The 17925-nt window shown below is 66.9% G+C and carries 15 protein-coding genes; 3 read left to right on the top strand and 12 right to left on the bottom strand.

Translation table 11 applies throughout. The features are described 5' to 3' along the window. Positions 1-48 precede the first annotated feature (48 nt). Genes CQ039_RS12810 through CQ039_RS12800 form a run of 3 tightly spaced genes read right to left on the bottom strand, consistent with a single transcriptional unit; the run spans position 49 to position 2280 of the window. Positions 49-1002 (bottom strand): hypothetical protein, encoded by a 954-nt coding sequence (locus CQ039_RS12810; RefSeq protein WP_105563524.1) that lies wholly within the window; start codon positions 1000-1002, stop codon positions 49-51. Positions 1003-1019: 17 nt separating this feature from the next. Then, the gene (locus CQ039_RS12805) at positions 1020-1940 is read right to left on the bottom strand and encodes a hypothetical protein (protein WP_105563525.1); all 921 of its coding nucleotides are present in this window, start codon (positions 1938-1940) and stop codon (positions 1020-1022) included. 28 nt (positions 1941-1968) lie between these two features. Further along, a complete protein-coding gene (locus CQ039_RS12800) occupies positions 1969-2280 on the bottom strand; it encodes a hypothetical protein (protein WP_105563526.1) in 312 nt (103 codons plus the stop codon). Positions 2281-2529: 249 nt separating this feature from the next. Here CQ039_RS12800 and CQ039_RS12795 point away from each other — a divergent pair, with 249 nt between their 5' ends. Then, positions 2530-5193 (top strand): tetratricopeptide repeat protein, encoded by a 2664-nt coding sequence (locus tag CQ039_RS12795; protein ID WP_158255998.1) that lies wholly within the window; start codon positions 2530-2532, stop codon positions 5191-5193. 75 nt (positions 5194-5268) lie between these two features. On the opposite strand, the gene CQ039_RS12790 is transcribed toward CQ039_RS12795, so the two are convergent. The 7 genes from CQ039_RS12790 to dusB all read right to left on the bottom strand — a co-directional run bounded on the left by CQ039_RS12790 (position 5269) and on the right by dusB (position 14156). Continuing rightward, positions 5269-6897 (bottom strand): Na+/H+ antiporter, encoded by a 1629-nt coding sequence (locus CQ039_RS12790; RefSeq protein WP_199183649.1) that lies wholly within the window; start codon positions 6895-6897, stop codon positions 5269-5271. A gap of 4 nt (positions 6898-6901) precedes the next feature. Further along, positions 6902-8215, bottom strand: coding sequence for a GTPase HflX (gene hflX, locus CQ039_RS12785; protein WP_105563528.1), 1314 nt, complete (start codon positions 8213-8215; stop codon positions 6902-6904). Further along, positions 8216-8461, bottom strand: coding sequence for an RNA chaperone Hfq (gene hfq, locus CQ039_RS12780; protein WP_105563529.1), 246 nt, complete (start codon positions 8459-8461; stop codon positions 8216-8218). Positions 8462-8568: 107 nt separating this feature from the next. Further along, entirely contained in the window at positions 8569-9429 is an 861-nt protein-coding gene (locus CQ039_RS12775) for a D-amino-acid transaminase (protein ID WP_105563530.1), read from the bottom strand. Next, positions 9429-10838, bottom strand: a complete 1410-nt coding sequence (locus CQ039_RS12770; RefSeq protein WP_105563531.1) for a sigma-54 dependent transcriptional regulator — start codon at positions 10836-10838, stop codon at positions 9429-9431. Before CQ039_RS12770 ends, CQ039_RS12775 begins: the two co-directional genes overlap by 1 nt. A gap of 10 nt (positions 10839-10848) precedes the next feature. Then, complete coding sequence (locus CQ039_RS12765; RefSeq protein WP_105563532.1) at positions 10849-13104, bottom strand: PAS domain-containing sensor histidine kinase; 2256 nt, start codon at positions 13102-13104, stop codon at positions 10849-10851. Beyond that, entirely contained in the window at positions 13104-14156 is a 1053-nt protein-coding gene (dusB, locus tag CQ039_RS12760; RefSeq protein WP_105563533.1) for a tRNA dihydrouridine synthase DusB, read from the bottom strand. The genes CQ039_RS12765 and dusB overlap by 1 nt, the downstream gene beginning before the upstream one ends. Before the next feature lie 64 nt (positions 14157-14220). Here dusB and CQ039_RS12755 point away from each other — a divergent pair, with 64 nt between their 5' ends. Then, the gene (locus tag CQ039_RS12755; RefSeq protein ID WP_105563534.1) at positions 14221-15357 is read left to right on the top strand and encodes a bifunctional 2-C-methyl-D-erythritol 4-phosphate cytidylyltransferase/2-C-methyl-D-erythritol 2,4-cyclodiphosphate synthase; all 1137 of its coding nucleotides are present in this window, start codon (positions 14221-14223) and stop codon (positions 15355-15357) included. Here the strand turns inward: CQ039_RS12755 and CQ039_RS12750 are convergent. Next, the gene (locus tag CQ039_RS12750) at positions 15354-16658 is read right to left on the bottom strand and encodes a diguanylate cyclase domain-containing protein (RefSeq protein ID WP_105563535.1); all 1305 of its coding nucleotides are present in this window, start codon (positions 16656-16658) and stop codon (positions 15354-15356) included. The two genes, CQ039_RS12755 and CQ039_RS12750, sit on opposite strands and share 4 nt — an antisense overlap. A gap of 193 nt (positions 16659-16851) precedes the next feature. Between CQ039_RS12750 and CQ039_RS12745 the strand changes: the two genes are divergently transcribed. Next, positions 16852-17772 carry a YihY/virulence factor BrkB family protein gene (locus tag CQ039_RS12745; protein WP_233190222.1) on the top strand — a complete coding sequence of 307 codons (921 nt, stop codon included), beginning with the start codon at positions 16852-16854 and terminating at the stop codon, positions 17770-17772. On the opposite strand, the gene CQ039_RS12740 is transcribed toward CQ039_RS12745, so the two are convergent. Next, a complete protein-coding gene (locus CQ039_RS12740; protein ID WP_369831559.1) occupies positions 17738-17908 on the bottom strand; it encodes a sulfurtransferase TusA family protein in 171 nt (56 codons plus the stop codon). The two genes, CQ039_RS12745 and CQ039_RS12740, sit on opposite strands and share 35 nt — an antisense overlap. Between the last annotated feature and the right edge of the window lie 17 nt (positions 17909-17925).

Raw genomic sequence — 17925 nt, 5'->3', positions numbered from 1 at the left:
GGCCGGGGTCAAGTATCCACCGACGCAGGCGTCGCACGCGCTCGGAGATCATCGGACGAAGCGCGAGCGGGCGGGCACGCGCTCGATCGGGCAGTAGCGGAGGCTCGGCACGCCAGGCGTATCGTAGGCGTAGCCGTCGGGGCCAACCCGCCAGACATCAACCATGGGCGCCTCTCCGCCTTCCTCGGACGGGCAGGACTTCGTCGTCTCGTAGCGATCGCCGCCCAGTGATCGGGTGCGCACGAAACGGCAACCCGCGGTGGGCAGATCCGAGAACCGGATGCCGTCTTCAGCCAAATACTGAAGGTGGAAGGGGTCGGCCGCGCAGTTGCCGTCCGGCGCATAGTAGCCGATCGGCAGCGGCAGGAAGCGCGAGGGCGTCCCCGTGGGAGGCGCGGGCCGCGCCGCACCCCTCCGGGACGAGCCGTCGGAGTTCACCCTCCGATCACGGTCGTCATAGAAGGCCAGATCGTCCATCGTGCTTCCGGTCCAGCCCCAGGCGTGGCTATAGAATGGAAGCCTGACGGCCCCGGGGCCGCCGTCGAACAGGATCAGGACCGGCTGGCCGTCGAGCTCGCGCAGTTCGGGCGTGCGGACCTCCGACGACTGGAAATGCTCCAGCCGATAGCCGTCGGGCGATGACAGGATCAGGCCTCCGGGAACGGAGGGGCTGAACAAAGCGGCCATGGGGGCGCCGTCCAAGCGGCAGGTCAGGTCGCCGACGCCGATCACATAGTCTGGTCGGCCGTCGCCATTGAAGTCGGCGGTGTGATCGATCGAGGGCGCGCCGGCGGCCTCGAAACCGGGGCCGGAACAGGCGTCCTCGAGGATCTCGGCGCGCCAGGCGGAAACCAGGCGGGCCGCGGCCGGGGGGAGGGGGCCGCGTTGGGCGGCGACGGCCGTCGCTGTCGACCCGGCTCCGGCGGGGCCGGCGTCGCACGCCGCGCCAGTCAGCAGGGTCGCCGCTGAAAGGGTTGCGAGCGTGGAGATACGGAGGCGCATGGCGGTCCCTTTCAGAGTCAGGTTCGTCCAAGGGGGTTGCGGACCAGGCCCAGCCCTGAGGCGATCAGGCCCGCGCCCGCGGCGAGCAGCAGCCAGGGCCCGATCTCAACCGAAATGAGGGCTTCCGCCTGGGCGGCGGCGGCTTCGCCGAGCGGGTTCATGGCTGAGGCCAGGCCCAGGATCGCGGACCGCAACAGGAAGGTCAGGCCGCCAGCGAGAATGGCGGCGGTCCCCGCCGCCAGCTCCCAGGGGCGCAGCGCCGCGCCCGCCCAGGCCTGCCAGATCAGCCACAGGGCGGCGAGCAGGGCGGCGAAGCGCAGGATCAGGGCGGCGTCCACGGCCTTCAGGAAGTCCACGGCGCTCAGACCCTTGCGGATTTCGGCGCGTTGCTCCTCCAGCGATGCGATGCGGTCCCCGACGTTGCCGTAGCCGTAGATGCTGTCCGGGGCGCCGGCCCCGCCCCGGACCGCCTCGGTCTTGAAGCGGGCGAGGTCGCGTTCCAGGTCGGCTAGGCGGCGCCGGCCATGCTCGGCCTGCTCCAGGTTCGGTCGGACGGCGGCCGTGATTTTGTCCAGTCCCAACTGGGACGCGGTCAGCATCGGCGACGACAGGGCCGGCAGGAAGAAGGCGATCAGCACCAGGATCGCCAGCGGCAGGGCCAGGGTCCCCTTGAATAGGCCGATGATCTTTTCGCCCCCGGACGACCGGGCCAAGGCCTCGACCGAAGCCGCGCTTGCGCCGACGCCGCTAAAGGCGCCGACGGCCGGATAGACGTCGCGTGCGGCGCCGTCTTCGACCTCGAAGTCGACGCTGGCCCCGACCGAGGCGGGTCGTTCGCCGCGCCAGTCGGCGGCCTCGTAGCGATAGCGATTGCCGTCGTCACCGGTGATGGCGCCGACCATGTCGCCAGCGGCGACGCCCAGAATTTTACCTTTCATGGCTTTCCTCCTGCCGATGATTGATGGGTCAGGCCGCCAGGGGCGTCGCTGTGAACTCGGTCATGACGTCGTCGACCAGGCGGATGTTCTTCTTGGCGCGGGCGCTCACCCACCAACCCAACAGCACCATGGCGATGCCGGCCGGGATGCCGATAATGGTCAGGCTGATTGCGACGCCGCAGATGATCAGCCCCGTTCCGCCGTGGACTGCGGTTCGCGACGTCTGGACCAGCGCGGCTCGCACCGACGCCAACACATCGGGGTCCGTAGACCCGGCGCGCTTGAACGCGCCGAGCGCGGCGGATCGATCAATCCGGTTCGGGAAAAGCGGGTTCTCCATGCCTGTCGGCCTCCATGACGGAGCGCGTCTGTCGCGCTTCCAGAAGGTCAGCCTGACCTGCCCGCCTCGCAGGGTCCTGACGCCAAGCTAAAGAAGTTCTGAAGTGGCCAGCCGGCGCTCGTCGAGCGTTGCCATCCCGGTCCGTGCTCCCTTAGGCTTCGGATCGCAGGCGGGATTCGAGGTGGCTTCATGGCAGAGGGCGGTTCAGCGCCGCGCCGGAGACGGCGCAGATGGCGCTTCGCGGACGCGGTGTTCGACGAAGCAGCCTGGAGCCTGCTCGTCGCCGGTAGGCCCGTGGAGTTGGAGGGGAAGCCGCTTCAGGTTCTGCACGAACTGCTGCTCAGCGCCGGCGAGGCGGTGACCAAGGCCGAGTTGCTTGACGCCGTCTGGCCCGGCGTCCACGTGGTGGAAGCCTCCCTCACCACGGCCGTGTCCAAGCTACGCGGAGCCCTCGGAGAGGGCGGAGCCGATGTGATCCAGACCCTGCCTCGGGTCGGCTACCGGCTTGCGGGGCCGGTGGAGGTCGAACAGTTGTCGACGCCTCTGGCGCCGCGCTTCGCCTTCGCTTCCGGAGACCCGGTCCCGGGCCGTCCACAATGGGTGCTCGAGGAGGCGTTGGGCGACAGCGGCGCCGACGACGTCTGGCGGGCACGTCACCAGAAGGTCCACGAGAGCCGCATCTTCAAGTTCGCCGACGCGCCGGACCGCTTACGCAGTCTGCGCCGTGAGGTCGCGCTTTTCCGGCTGATGCGCAATGTTCTGGGCGATCGGCGGCCCTGCGCCGATGTATTGGAGTGGAATTTCGACGTCGCGCCTTTCTTCATCGAAGCGGCAGACGCCGGTCAGGACATGCGCGCCTGGGCCGGCAGCCTGAAGGGCGGGCTGGCCGCCATGCCGTTGGAGCGCCGGATCGCCATCGTCGCCGACCTTGCCCGCGCCGTGGCGGCCGCACATGGCGCCGGGGTGCTGCACAAGGATCTGAAGCCCGCCAACGTGTTGATCGAGACGCCGCCGGAGGGGGCTCCCGTCGTCCGTCTCGCCGACTTCGGCAGTGGCTGGCTGCTCGACCAGGCGACGCTGGATTTGCACGGCATCTCGGGCGGCGGCTTTCCGCCGGGAGAGGACGAGGCCTCGACCCGATCCGACACCGCCGCCTATCGCGCGCCAGAGGTGACGCAGGGCGGGGCTCCGGGCATGGCTGCGGACCTCTATGCCCTGGGGCTGATCCTCTATCAGATGACCGTGGGCGACCTCGACCGGCCGCTCGCTGCGGGCTGGGAAGGGGAGGTGGACGATCCCCTCCTGCGTGAGGACATCGCCCTGGCCGCCGCCGGCGACCCGAGCCGGCGACTGGACTCCGCCGCGCTGCTGGTCGAGCGGCTCGATACGCTCGACCAGCGGCGAAAGGCGCGGGCCGAGGCCGAGGCGGAAGCGGAGCGGCGCGAGGCCGAACGCCGCCGCGAGGACGCGCGCGCCACCCGACGTCCATGGATCCGGCTGGCCGTCGGGCTCGGCGCCGTGGGCCTTGTCGCGACCTCGACGGCGGCGCTGGTCGCGGTCAATCAGAAGAACGAGGCCCGGGCCCAGACGGCGGCGGCCGAGGCCAGTTACGCCTTCCTGGTGGACGACCTGCTGGGGCAGGCCAATCCGCTGTCCGGCTCGGCCGCCGAGGAGACGCTGGCGGCCGCGGCGCTGCGCGCCCGCTCCACCGTCGACGCCCGCTTCGCCCGTCAGCCAGAGGTGGCCGCGGGCCTGCACCTATCTCTGGCTACCGCCTTCGTCCAGCGCGGACAGTACGACGAAGCGCGCCGGTCGTTCGGCCTCGCCGCCGCCGCTTACGAACGGGCAGGGCTGCAGAAGTCGCCTGCGGCGGCGCGCGCCCGACTGCTGCATGCCCGAGCCGAGGCGCTGTCGGCTCAGCCCGGAGGGTTGGCCACGGCCAAGACTCTCGCTGCCGTCGAGCGCCGTAACCTGGGCCCGGCGGCCGACAAGGGCATGCTCGGCTTCCATCTCGCCCAGGCGGAGGCAGTGATAGGCTTCTTCGAGGATCTCGATGCGTCCAGCGCCGCCTTCGCCCGCGCCTTGGCCATAGCTGGGACCCGACCCGAGGGTCTCTCGGATCGCGATGTGCTGCTGGTCCGCCAGCAGCAGGCTGTGGTGTTGATGCGCCTAGGCCGGCCGGCCGAAGCTCTGCCCTTGGCCCGGCGGGTGGCGGCCGACTGGGCGAGGACCCTTGGTCCCGACCACGCCAATGCTCTGATCGCCCGCCAGCATGTGGCCCAGGCCCGACTGATGACCGGCGATCTGGAGACCGCGCTGGCCGAGGCCGACGCCCTGCTGCCGGTGATGACCGAACGGTTCGGCCGCAACAGCCGCTACACCCTCGGCCTCCAGTCGACGCGCTACGAGGTTCTGGCCGCTCTGGGCCGATACGACGAGGCGGCCGAGGCGGCCAATGCGGTGTGGAGGGGCGCCGAGATCAGCCAAGGACCGAATGCGCACCAGACGCTTGTGGGGCTCAATGACCTGGGCGCCGTCCTGTGTCGGACCGACGAGCGACGCCAGGGCCTGCGCCATCTCGATCAGGCCTACCGGGCCTCCCGCGAGGGGTTCGGCGACGACTATCCTCTGACCCATGTGATCCGATTTTACCTTGGTGAATGTCTGGTCCTGGACGGGCGGTACGGCGAGGCCAAGCAGTTGCTGACCCGAGTCGATCGCGAGCGGGTCGGCGGCTTGGTTGGCGACGCGGCCTGGGGCGTGATGCTCGACCTAGCCTTGGCCGAAATCGCCGCGGCCGAACATGACCAAGCCGCCCTACGACAACTGCTGCCGCGCCTGAGCGATCTGACAGCGTCCGACACACCTCCCTTCGAGCGTCGCCGTCATGCGAGGCTCGTGAGGTCGGGTTGACGTGCACATTCCGAAGTGAACTTGGTCGGCCTTCGCATAATATATCTTAGGCGAAAGTCGTGCTCGCTCGTCCATCTAGACATAGCGTAGCTCCTGCAGGTCGACTTCGCGGATCAGTTTTCGCGTCGTTTCTTCGTCTACGAGATGCATGCGTCCAAGGCGGACCAGTTCCGCGCGCTCAGCGGACAGGCCGGCCAGTCTTAGATGACGTTCGACCTCGTCTGCTTGACGGCCAAGTGTAACGTCGTCGCCTTCGACATGGGTGCGCGTCTCGATGCGATGGCGGTAGATCTCCATCAGGCGCGCCGCCGTCTCGGCATAGAGATCTGGATTATTCTTACCCTCGGCCATGGCATGTTGGGTGTTTTCGATGGCGCGCATGGCGGCGGATGCGGCGGCAATGCGCGAACGATCCTCCTCCGCGAGGTGGGATGGCTCAGGCGGGAGTTCGATCCCCTTAAGCAGACGCGGCAAGGCGACAGTGGCCAGAACCAGAGAGACGATAATGACCCCCGCCGCCAGGAAGATGGCCAGGTTGCGCGCCGGCATGGGCGTGCCGTCACCAAGAACAAACGGCAGGGTCAGGATGCCCGCCAGGGTGATGGCGCCGCGCACCCCTGCCAACGACATAACCGCCACCAGCCGCCAGCCGACCTTGGGCGGCGCGCTCTTGCCGCGCCTGCGAAACAAGGTGAATTTCAGCGAGGTCCACACCCAGACAAAGCGCAGGGTCGCCAGCGCCGCCACGATGGCGAAGACATAGACCGCCAGCCACCAGATTTCCTTGTGCTGCGTGGTCTGAATGACCTCGGCCGCGCGCGCCATGATCGAGGGCATCTGCTCGCCTAGGATGACGAAGATCAGGCCGTTGGCGACGAACTGCACCGTGTCCCAGACAACCGCGCGGCGAATACGCGTGGCCGCCATGGCCGAACCCTGACGCTCGGTGAAGCTCATGGTCACGCCGGCTGCGACGGCCGCCAGAATGCCGGAGGCGTGAATGGTTTCGGCCGCCAGATAGGCGGCGAAAGGCATCAGCAGACTGATGAGAATCTGACCGCCGACATCCTCGCCCCAGCGGCGACTGATCCAGCTCTTCAACAGGCCAATGGCCAGGGTCACGGCAATGCCGATGGCGACCCCGGCTACGGCCAACCAGGCAAAGGTTCCAACGGCGTTGGTCAGCGAAAAAGCCCCGGTCGTCGCGGCGATCACGGCGATGCGCATGCAGGTCAGGCCGGTCGCGTCGTTCAAGAGCGACTCGCCTTCCAGAATATGCATCAGGCGCTTGGGTATCGGTGAGCGCGAAGCGATGGCCGACACTGCGATGGGATCGGTCGGCGACAGAATGGCCGCTAGGGCGAAGGCCACGGCCAACGGCATGGCCGGGATCATCCAGTGGATGAGGAAGCCCAGACCCACCACGGTAAAGACCACGAGGCCTAACGCCAGCTCCAGAATGACCACCCGGTCACGGAACAGGGCCTCTTTCGGGATGCGCCAGCCATCCACGAACAGCAACGGCGGCAGGAACAGCAGGAAGAAGATGTCCGGCCGCAAGTCCACCGCCTCCCCCGTGATCATCACGACCCCGGCGCCGAGGGCGATCTGCACCAGAGGCAGGGCGATCCGCGTGATCCGCGCCACCCATCCTGACAGCACAACGGCCAGCAAAAGGAACAGGATGGTCTCGATCAGGTGCATAGGCTCAGTCGATGATATCTGGGTAGAGGCGCTCCAGCCGTCCCAACGCCGACGGATGCAGGCGCACGACCAGATGGGTCCGCCCTTCTGCGTCCGTGTCGCGGAAGGTCACACGGCCGTTCTCATACAGCCAGGCCAGGGCCTCGCCCTCATGCGGCTGCAGCGTCAGGCGGATTTCGGGGTCGTCGTCGATCAGGCCGGCGATGGCCTCACGCAGGACCTCGATGCCCTCGCCGGTCCAGGCGGAGACGGCGACCGCCCTGCCCTCGCGCGTCAGGCGTTCGGCCTGACCCAGCACTGCCTCGCGCGCATCGCTATCCAGCAGATCGGTCTTGTTCCAGACTTCAAGAATGCGGCGGGTTTTGCCTTCGGGCGTCGGGATCTGCTCCAGCACCGCCTCGACGTCCTTGGCTTGGGCGTCGCTGTCGGGCGAGGCGATGTCGCGAACGTGCAGGATCAGATCGGCCTCGCCCACCTCTTCCAGAGTGGCGCGGAAGCTCTCGACCAGTTCGTGCGGCAGGTCGGAGATGAAGCCCACGGTGTCGGCGATGATGGCCGGACGGCCTTGCGGCAGACGAATGGTGCGCTGGGTCGTGTCCAGGGTGGCGAACAGCAGGTCCTTGGCGAAGACCTCTGAGCCAGTCAGCCGATTGAACAGCGTCGACTTGCCCGCATTGGTGTAGCCGACCAGAGCCACCGAAGGGAAAGGCACCTTCTTGCGCGCCTTGCGATGCAGGCCGCGCGTGCGGCGCACCTCTTCCAGTTCAGCCTTCAGCCGCACGATGCGGTCGGCGATCAGGCGCCGGTCCAGCTCGATCTGGGTTTCGCCGGGGCCGCCGGTCGAGCCGGTGCCGCCACGCTGGCGTTCCAGGTGGGTCCACGTGCGGACCAGGCGCGACCGCTCATAGTCCAGACGCGCCAGTTCGACCTGCAGCCGGCCTTCCTTGGTCCGCGCTCGACGTCCGAAGATTTCCAGGATCAGGCCGGTGCGGTCGATGACCTTCACCTCCCAGGCCTTTTCCAGGTTGCGCTGCTGAACCGGCGACAGGTCGTCGTCAACGACGACAGCCTCGGCGTCAGCGGCGCGGACCAGAGCGGCCAGTTCCTCGACCTTGCCCGACCCGAACAGGGTTGCGGGCGCGGTGGAGCGCAGGCGCACGATCTCTTCGGCGCGCACGTCAAGGTCCAGCGCGCGAGCCAGGCCCGCGGCTTCCTCAAGGCGTTCGGAAGCCAGTCGGGGACTGTCCGAACGACGATCGGGATGAATGACGACCGCCCGGATCAGCGGGACGGTGTGGTCGATATGTTTGGAGGTCAATCAGTCTTCTTCTGCGTCGGGCTCGTACATCTGCACGGGCGCGGACGGCATGATGGTCGAGATGGCGTGCTTGTAGACGAGCTGCGACTGGCCATCGCGACGCAGCAGCACACAGAAGTTGTCGAACCAGGTCACAATGCCCTGCAGCTTGACGCCATTGACCAGGAAGATGGTCAGCGGCGTCTTGGTCTTGCGGACGCTGTTGAGGAAGGTGTCCTGAAGGTTCTGTCGTTTGTCTTGCGACATGGCAGGTTGGTCCTGTTCTTGGTTCTTTTTCGCCGGCCAAGGCAGCCGGTGCGGACTCGTCGGTCCGCACGCAACTTTAGACGCGGCTTCGCAGTCGCGGCAACGCCCTAAATGGCCTCTCGGCGCGCCTGTTCAAGATAGACCTCGCGCAGTCGGGTCGCGACGGGACCAGGCTTGCCGTCCGCGATCTTCGATCCATCCAGCGAGACGATGGGCATGACGAAGGAACTGGCGGCGGTGACGAAGACTTCCTTGGCGCGTTTGGCCTCCTCCACGCTGAACGGACGCTCGTCCAGTTCGATGCCCTCGACCTCGGCCAGCTTCAGGATCGCCGTGCGGGTGATGCCGCGCAGGATGTTAGCCTGGGTGTCGCGCGTGCGCAGCTTGCCGTTCTCATCGACGATCCAGGCATTGGTGGACGAACCCTCCGTCACCAGGCCCATGTCGTCGACCATCAGGCACTCATAGGCGCCCTTTTCACGCGCCGCCTGCTTGGCCAGGACGTTGGGCAGCAGACCCACGGTCTTGATGTCGCAACGGCCCCAGCGAATGTCGGGCATGGTCACGCCCGCCGCGCCCTTGGCGGCCAGGGCCTCGCCCTTGGCCAGATCGATGGTCTTGGAGGTGACGATGACGCTTGGCGGCGTGTCTCGCGGGAAGGCGTGGTCTCGCGGCGAGGTTCCGCGTGTCACCTGCAGATAGACGATGCCGTTGCGCACCCGGTTGCGGCGGATGGTTTCCTTCAGCACCCGCTCCAAGGCCTGGGCCGTCATCGGAATCGGGATACGAAGCTCGGTCAGGCTACGGGCCAGACGTATCATGTGGCCATCGAAATCGGCCAGCTTGCCGTCGAACACCGACCAGACCTCATAGACGCCGTCGGCGAATTGGAAGCCGCGATCTTCGATATGAACCGTAGCGCCGTTGTGCGGCTGATAGGTCCCGTTGACGTAGGCGATCCTGGACATCAGGCGCCCTCTCCTTCTTCGTCTTCGCCGCCGCGGGCGGGTGAAACGCCCAGCGACTTCAGTTTGCGGTGCAGTGCGGATCTTTCCATGCCGATGAAGGCGGCCGTGCGCGAGATATTTCCACCGAATCGCATGATTTGCGCCGCCAGATAGTCTCGCTCGAACACTTCGCGCGCTTCACGAAGCGGCAGGGCGATGATGCGGTCTGCGCCCAGCGACGAGGCGCCGCCCGACGAAGCCACTTCCTGCGGCAGCATGTCGGCCGTGATCGGTTCGTCCGGGTCGCCGGTGGCCAGGATCAAAAGACGTTCGACGTTATTGCGTAGCTGGCGCACGTTTCCGGGCCAAGGATGAACCTGCAACACAGCCAGGGCGTCATCGGCGACCCGACGATGCGGCAGTCCCTGCGACGCCGACAGGTTATCGACGAAATATTCGATCAGTTCGCTAATGTCCTCACGCCGCTCCGACAGCGGCGGCACGCGGATCGGTACGACGTTCAGCCGATGGAACAGATCCTCACGGAATCGGCCCTCGGCGATCTCGACCTTCAGGTCGCGTGCGGTCGAGGTGACGACGCGGACATCGACCTGCACATCCTGCTCGCCGCCGACGCGACGGAAGCGTTGCTCGACCAGGACACGCAAGATGCGGCTCTGGCTCTCGCGCGGCATGTCGCCCACGTCGTCCAGATAGAGGGTGCCGTTGTGGGCGCGCTCGAAAACGCCGATCTTGCGCGGGCGGCCGTCACCGCCTTCTTCACCGAACAGTTCCACGTCCAGACGCTCCGGCGTCATGCCGGCGGCCGAGATGGCCACAAACTCGGACTTGGCGCGCGGGCTAGCGTCGTGGATCTGGCGGGCGACCAGTTCCTTGCCCGAGCCCGGAGGACCCGAGATCAGAACGCGACTGTTGGCCGGCGCGACCTTGGCGATGGTGCCGCGCAGCAGTTGCGCCGCCGCCGACTTCCCGATCAGGCCCGTCGGAGCCATGGTCTGGGCCCGCAGGCGGCGGTTCTCGCGCTTCAGCGAAGCGGCTTCCAAGGCGCGTTCGACCACGACCACCAGTCGGTCGGACTTGAACGGCTTTTCGATAAAATCATAAGCCCCGCGCTTCAGGGCGCTGACCGCAGTTTCGATATTGCCGTGGCCCGAGATCATGACGACCGGCAGATCCTCATCCAGACCCTTGACCACGTCCAGCAGCTCCAGCCCGTCCAGACCGCCGCCCTGCATCCAGATGTCGAGCACGGCCAGCGACGGCTTGCGTGCCCGGATCGCGGCCAGAGCCTCGTCCGAGTTGGCGGCCGTGCGGACCGAATGGCCCTCGTCCTCAAGCAGCCCAGAGACCAGCTCACGGATGTCCGCTTCGTCGTCTACGACCAGAATGTCAGCACCAGTATTTCGCATGACGCCTCTCTTACTCCGCCGCTCGCGCCGCGCCGGAGGCACGGTGAGCAGCCTTGCTGTCTTGGGTCAGGGGGAAGGTCAGGCACACTCGGGCGCCTGCCAAGTCTTCCGCGTCGGCCAGCTTCAACTCGCCGCCATGGTCTTCACAAATACGCTTGACGATGGCCAGCCCCAGGCCCGTGCCCTTCTCGCGCGTCGTGACATAGGGCTCGGTCAATCGGTCGCGATCCTTGGCCGGAAGACCCACCCCGTCGTCTTCAATCGCGAAGGTGGCGATCCCGCCATCCACCGTCAGTCGGGCGATGATGCCGGTTGCGCCAGCCGCCGCTGGCTCGCGCAACCGCTTGGCGCTCACCGCCTCGCCCGCATTCTTCAGGATATTGGCCAGGGCCTGTCCCACCATGCGGCCGTCGCATTGCAGGACGACGTCCGGCAGGGGCTCGATCAGTTCGACGCCGATGTCCGCCGCCGCGACGCGCTGGGCGAAGACCGCCTCACGCAGCATCTCGGCAGGATTCTCGCGAGTAAAGCGCGGCGCGGGCATCCGGGCGAAGGACGAGAACTCGTCAACCATCCGGCCGATGTCGCCGACCTGACGGATAATGGTCTCGGTGCAGCGGTCGAAGACCTCGACGTCGTCGCCAACCTGCGAGCGGTATTTGCGGCGCAGCCGTTCGGCTGACAGTTGGATCGGCGTCAGCGGATTCTTGATCTCATGGGCGATGCGGCGGGCCACGTCGCGCCAGGCGGCGTTACGCTGGGCGGTCACCAGACGGGTGATGTCGTCGAAGGTCAGCACCATCTCGCCGCCCTGCCCGCCCTCGATGCGGACTCGCAGCCGTCGCGTTTCGCCGTCGCGGCTGACGTCAATGTCTTCTTCGATATGAGCCTCGGCGCGCTCGGACAACTCGGCCAGTTCCGGCGCGACCTCGCCCAGAAGGCGTCCCTGAACGTCCGCCTCACTGATTGCCAGCAACTGACTGGCGCTGTCGTTGATGGCCGAGATACGCCCCATCCGGTCCAGGCCGATAACCCCGGCGCTGACGCCCGACAGCACGGTCTCGATGAAGCGGCTGCGCCCCTGGGCGTCGTCGCTGGCGGCCTTCAGCGCCGCCTGCTGGGCCATGATGTCGCCAGTCATACGGTTGAAGGCCTCGGACAGGACGACCAGTTCGCTGGGCGCCCCGGCATTGTCGACACGCGCGTTCAGGTCGCCGCCGGACACCTGATCCGCAGCCTTCACCAGACGGCCAATCGGGGCCGATATGGAACTGGCCGCCGACATGGCCAGCCAGACAGCGCCGACCAGAACCAGCAGCGCCGTTTCCAGATAGCTGAGGGCGAAGGCCGCCTGAATCCGCGCTCGGCTTTCTTCTGCGGCGCGATAGGCGGCGATGGATTCCTCGCCGTTGCGCATTCGCTGGATCAGACCGGGCGCGAGCGGGCGGACGACGTAGAGATAGGCGTGACCGTAGTCCGGCAGCGGATAGAGGGCCCGCACCATGTCGGGGTTCTCGGTCACGGTCGTAGGCGCGACCTCGCCAGCGGCCACCGTCTCGAACGCTTCGCGCGGCGGCGCGACATAGGGGGGCGCGCCGGGTTGCTCGCCGCTGGCCAGCACTTCGCCGTCGCCGTTCAGAATATAGAGGGCCGGATAGCCGAAGAAGTCGCCGATCTGAGCCAGAGCGCGAGAGAACTGGATGCGGTTGTCGAACAGGCCGCGTACTCCGCCCAGTTCGGTGGACATGGTTTCCAGATCCACCTCCAACCCCGCGCCCACGTCCGCGACATAGGCCCGACCGATCTCTGCGCCGTTTTCGACCGCCGAACGAACATTGGTGCTGAACCACTGATCCACGCCGCGATTGACCAGGACGCCGAAGACAAGCGCGATCAGAACCGCCGGAACGACCGCCACCAGAGAAAACAGAGTGACGAAACGAAGATGCAGGCGCGCGCCTGGATCATTTCGGTTCCGCATCAGGCGCACCACTCGCACGCCGATGACCGCCGCCAAACCGCCAATCAGCACCAGATTGGCCAGAAGAACGAAGAGAACAAATTGGCTGGCCGCAGTCCGTGCGTCTCCGCCTGCCGTCGCGCCCGGCGCGATCGCCACCAGCCAGATCGCCGCCGCTGTAATCAGAAAGGCGACTGCGTAAGCCGCCACGAAAAGGGCCCGGGCGCGACCGCTGGCCAAACGGCCCCAGAGCGAACGCTCGGGGTCGTGACCTTCAGTAGTCTGCGCGGCGGGGAAGTCCGTCATTACCTCGCAGCTTCAACCAGCTGTGGCAGGTTTTCAACACCAGAGTTGCTGAATTGATCCACCGCAGGCGACCAAAGCGCCGAAAGCGCCTGCTCGACCTCAAGCGGCGTCTCCAGCCGACATAGTCGCGCCTTGGCGACGCGTCGTTCCAGCGGGTCTTCCGGCCAGGGCGCCTGTTCGATGTACCAGCCGAGATGCTTGCGGAACATCTTCAACCCCAGCGGCAAACCATAGAAGGCGACCGAACCGCGCAAATGCTCGATGACGATAGCCAGCCGCTCTTCGCGGTCCGGCTCCTGCAAACGCGACCCGCCGGCCAAGGCCCGCTCCAGATGCGCCGCCAGCCATGGGCGTCCATAGACGCCTCGGCCGAGCATCAGGCCATCGGCGCCGGACAGGGTCAGAGCCTCCCTGGCCTGCTCCGCCGTGATGATGTCGCCGTTGACGATGACGGGAACGGACACCGCCTGCTTGACCTCGGATACCGCTTCCCAGTCGGCGACGCCGGTATAGAACTGCTTGCGGGTGCGGCCGTGAACCGTGATTGCGGCGACACCCAAGTCCTCAGCTCGCCGCGCCAGATCGGCGGCGTTGTGGCTGTTCTCATCCCAGCCCAGCCGCATCTTGACCGTGACAGGACGGCTGACCGCCGCCACGACCGCCGCCATGATGGCCGCCGCCCGTTCCGGGGTGCGCATCAGAGCCGAACCGCAAGCGGCGCCGGTGACTTCTTTTGCGGGGCAGCCGAAATTCAGGTCGATGATGTCGGCGCCGGCCTTTTCGGCCATCCGCGCGCCCTCGGCCATGACAGCAGGATCGCCGCCAACCAGTTGGATCACCGTCAACGGCAGGCCGCCGCCCACGGCCGCACGCCGCACCACGTCAGGTCGCCCGCGCGCCAACTCTGCCGAGGCCACCATCTCGGTCGCGACATAGCTCGCACCGAGCTTCGACGCGAGCACGCGGAACGGCAGATCCGTGATCCCGGTCATCGGGGCCATCAGCACCCGTCCGGCGATCCGCACGTCTCCAATTTGCAATCCTGCGCTCATATGGCCCTTACCGCCGACTGTTGTGCCTCTCGTCAAGCGGAACTGGGGCGCTTAGAAGGCCGACATGGCATTCTCAGCAATCGTGGTGGCGGCCGGCTCAGGCTCAAGAGCCGGCGGAGACAAGCAGTGGCGAGTTGTCGGCGGCCGGCCGATAGTGCGCTGGTCGGTGGAAACTCTGCTCGCGGCGGGCGCCGATTCGGTCGTCGTCGTGATCGCGCCAGGCGCAGAGACGCGCGCCGCCGCCGCCTTGTCCGGCCTCGTCGGCTGGCGAACCGCCCCGGGCGGCGCCACGCGTGCGGAGTCGGTGCAGGCCGGCCTGACCGCGCTCGAACAGCCTGACGACACGCCTGTCCTGATCCACGATGCGGCCCGGCCCTTCCTGAACGCCGCCGTGATAGACCGCTTGCTGGCGGCATTGAACGACGCCGACGGCGCCCTGCCCGCCCTGCCCGTGGCCGACAGCCTGCGTCGCGGCGTCGAGGGGCTGGTCGTCGGCGGGGTCGAGCGTGACGGCTTGTGGCGCGCCCAGACCCCGCAAGCCTTCCGCCTCAAGACCATCCGGCGCGCCTATGCCGCCTGGCCCGATGGTGAGGCGCCGACAGATGAAGCCGCCGTCGTCGAACGCGCCGGCGGCAGCGTCCGTCTGGTCGAAGGCGACGCCCGTTTGATGAAGCTCACCTACCCCGAGGATTTCGCCATGGCCGAGGCCCTGCTGCCCAAGACTTTCCGCACCGGCCAAGGCTTTGACGTGCATCGCTGGGGACCGGGAACCTCAGTCTGGCTGTGCGGCGTCGAGATTCCGCATGACCAGACCTTGATCGGCCATTCCGACGCCGACGCCGGCCTGCACGCCCTGACCGACGCCATTCTAGGGGCTATCGCCGACGGCGATATCGGCGACCACTTCCCTCCGACCGACCCTCAGTGGAAGGGGGCTTCATCTGATCGTTTCCTGGTCTACGCCGCCGAACGCGTGGCCGGGCGCGGCGGCCGGATCGTCAATGTCGATGTGACCCTGATCTGCGAGCAGCCCAAGGTGAAGCCCCATCGCCAGGCCATGCGCGAACGGCTGGCCGAACTGCTCCTGCTTCCGCTGGATGCGGTCAGCGTCAAGGCGACGACGACCGAAGCCCTGGGCTTCACCGGGCGCGGCGAAGGCCTGGCGGCCCAGGCTGCAGTGTCGGTGGAACTGCCCGCCTAGACCTTGGCTAGGTCGCCGGACGCTCGCTCCAGAACAGCGGCGGGCGTTTCGCCCTCCTGCATCTCGGCCACGCCGACGTCGAACTCGACCACAAAGGGTGAACGATCCTTGCCGGCGTCAAAGGCGGTGCAGGCGATAACGGCCGAGATCCGCTCTGCCGCGAGTCGCGCCGCCGCGGCGCCCGTGGCCGGCAGCACCAGAGCGAATAGCTCAGGCCCAAGACGCGCCGCAGTATCTTCGACCCGCACCAGACGCGACACCATGGCCCCGATCTGTGGCATGGCGCGTTCCAGCCAGCCTCCGCCGCGCGACTGCACGACGGGTTCGCTGTCTGCCACCCGCAGGACGCAGACCGACAGCGCGCGATTGCGCGACCGCGCGCCCTCCGCCAACCGCGCCAGATGCGAGGCGAAAAGATCTCTGCTGAACAAGCCTGTGGTCGGGTCCATCAGGTCGGAGCCGCGCACCGAGTCCAGAGCGCGACGGATGGCCTGACGTCGACGATGGTTACGCGCCAGAGCCAGTACCCGCTCGGCGGTCTCATCCTCGGGCGTTTCCGCCGCCGCCACATCAGCGAAACCGCGCCGGAACAGGTCGGCCAGTTCGACCTCGCCCGCGCCGCGCAGATAGAGGATCAAAGGAATATGGTAGAGGCGCGTGTTCCGCTTCATCCCCGAGGCGATCGACAGGGCCGGCGCCTGTTCCTGCCCGCCCCACAGCACCGCGGCGTCAAACGCGCGCTCATGTAGATAGTCAAAAGCCGTATAGGGCGTCGGCGCTGCGACGACCTCGGCGCCCGCCGCCGACAGGGCGTTGGACATGGCCAGAAAACGACGATCCGCCGCCCCGGCCGTCAGAATTTGCAACGGTGTCTCGCCGGTGTCGGGCGCTTTCAGCGTCACGCCGTGGGCGGCGAAGGTCGCCTGTCTCAAACGGAACTCTTCTTCGGCCACGCCTGCCCGAGTCAGTTGCTCCAGCCGCAAAGCGGCCTGGGCTGGATGCGGCGGCGACGACATCATCAGATCGGCGTCATGGCCTTCGGCGATGTCGGCGCCGACCATGAGAACCGGCAGATAGCGCGGCGAAGCAGCTTCACGTAGTCGCGCAACGATCTGCTGCCCCGAAAGACCGGGCAAGGCAACGACTGCGGCATCCACGTTCAGATCCTGCAAGGCGTGTGCGGCGGCATCGAGCGTCCGCGCCGTCATGGTGGACCAGCCCAGCCGGTCCAGTCCCTCGCACAACGGGCCGATCAGGGCGTCATCAATAGCGACGACCAGTACGCGCGGATCGGAATCCAAAAGTCTCTCCTCAAAGCCCGGTCGGTTCCCCCCGACGCCGATGTTCCGAGCTCAACCGATGATACCGACGCCGCCCCGTCTCGCAATGGGGCCGTCGTCGCCGGTGTTACAAATTAAGTGACGTTCGCAAAGGGTATCGCCGCACGCCGAATGGGGTTAATCGGTCGGTTTGACGACTGCCGAGGCCTCTGGCTTGAATCCACAATCCCGATTGACAGCCCTGCCCCTGTTCTGGGGCAAGCTGGCGGTTCGCGCCTTCACCCGCAGTTGGGGGCGTGACGTCATGCTCTACACTGGCGGCGTCTCCTTCTTCGCTCTGCTCGCCGTCTTTCCCGCCATCGCTATCCTGATCGGCTTCTACAAGGCCGTCCTGTCCATCAGTCAGGTCAGCGAACAGGCAGCGGCCCTCGCCGACGTTCTGCCCCATGCGGCTCGCGCCATCTTTGTCGGAGAGGTCGATCGACTGGCCCATACCTCGGCGCGCACCGTTTCGGCTCAAAGCGCCCTAGCTCTTGTGATCGGCGGCTACGCCGCGCACCGTGGTTTCAAGGCCTTGCTGGCCGGACTTAATCTGATCCACGACGAGACCGAACCGCACGGCTTTTTCAAATTCAATCTACTGGCCGTCTTTGTCGCCCTGTTCGCCTTCGCCCTTTTCACCGTGGTGTCAGGCGCGGTCGTGACGTCGCGGTTGCTGGAACACACCCAGGAAGCGCGGCCGCTAGCCTGGCTGGCCTTGCCGCTCGACGGACTCTGGCCTTCGCTTGGCCTGTGGCTGGGGCTGACCATGCTGTATCGCTACGCCATGTCTCACAAGACCCGAGTCGCCTGGATGCCGGCCTTGCTGGGCGGACTGACGGCGACCATCATGTCCCTGATTTTTTCGTGGCTGTGCGCCATCTATGTCGAGCAGATCGCCCAACTCGGAGCCACCTACGGCTCGGTCGGCGCCGTCGTGGTGCTGCTGATCTGGCTGTCCTGGAACGTCAACGCCATCTTCTACGGGGGCGCCTTCGCCACCGAACTGGAAATCGCCTGGAAGCCGGAGGAGCCGGAGGTCGAAGCCAGCGCTTCGGTCGTCAATCTGTCGGAACGGCGCCAGTCTCGACAGTGATGCGCAGGACCCCGCCCTGCTCCTCGATCCCGCAAACGCTCCCCCCCATATCCGCCATCATGTAGGGTACGTCGATCCGCGCCATCGGGTCTGTAGCCAGCAAGGTCAGACGTACGCCTGACGCCAACCCCTCCATGGCCTTACGTAGCCGCA

Source organism: Brevundimonas sp. MYb52 (assembly GCF_002979535.1).
Classification (GTDB): domain Bacteria; phylum Pseudomonadota; class Alphaproteobacteria; order Caulobacterales; family Caulobacteraceae; genus Brevundimonas.
This window is presented reverse-complemented; position numbering and strand designations above follow the sequence as displayed.

What these genes read in the sequence shown, in the direction of transcription:
- CQ039_RS12770 (WP_105563531.1), bottom strand. Translation starts at nt 10,838, where the DNA reads ATGCGAAATACTGGTGCTGACATTCTGGTCGTAGACGACGAAGCGGAC.
- CQ039_RS12755 (WP_105563534.1), top strand. Translation starts at nt 14,221, where the DNA reads ATGGCATTCTCAGCAATCGTGGTGGCGGCCGGCTCAGGCTCAAGAGCC.
- hfq (WP_105563529.1), bottom strand. Translation starts at nt 8,461, where the DNA reads ATGTCGCAAGACAAACGACAGAACCTTCAGGACACCTTCCTCAACAGC.
- CQ039_RS12765 (WP_105563532.1), bottom strand. Translation starts at nt 13,104, where the DNA reads ATGACGGACTTCCCCGCCGCGCAGACTACTGAAGGTCACGACCCCGAG.
- dusB (WP_105563533.1), bottom strand. Translation starts at nt 14,156, where the DNA reads ATGAGCGCAGGATTGCAAATTGGAGACGTGCGGATCGCCGGACGGGTG.
- CQ039_RS12740 (WP_369831559.1), bottom strand. Translation starts at nt 17,908, where the DNA reads ATGGAGGGGTTGGCGTCAGGCGTACGTCTGACCTTGCTGGCTACAGAC.
- CQ039_RS12775 (WP_105563530.1), bottom strand. Translation starts at nt 9,429, where the DNA reads ATGTCCAGGATCGCCTACGTCAACGGGACCTATCAGCCGCACAACGGC.
- CQ039_RS12800 (WP_105563526.1), bottom strand. Translation starts at nt 2,280, where the DNA reads ATGGAGAACCCGCTTTTCCCGAACCGGATTGATCGATCCGCCGCGCTC.
- CQ039_RS12810 (WP_105563524.1), bottom strand. Translation starts at nt 1,002, where the DNA reads ATGCGCCTCCGTATCTCCACGCTCGCAACCCTTTCAGCGGCGACCCTG.
- CQ039_RS12790 (WP_199183649.1), bottom strand. Translation starts at nt 6,897, where the DNA reads ATGCACCTGATCGAGACCATCCTGTTCCTTTTGCTGGCCGTTGTGCTG.
- CQ039_RS12805 (WP_105563525.1), bottom strand. Translation starts at nt 1,940, where the DNA reads ATGAAAGGTAAAATTCTGGGCGTCGCCGCTGGCGACATGGTCGGCGCC.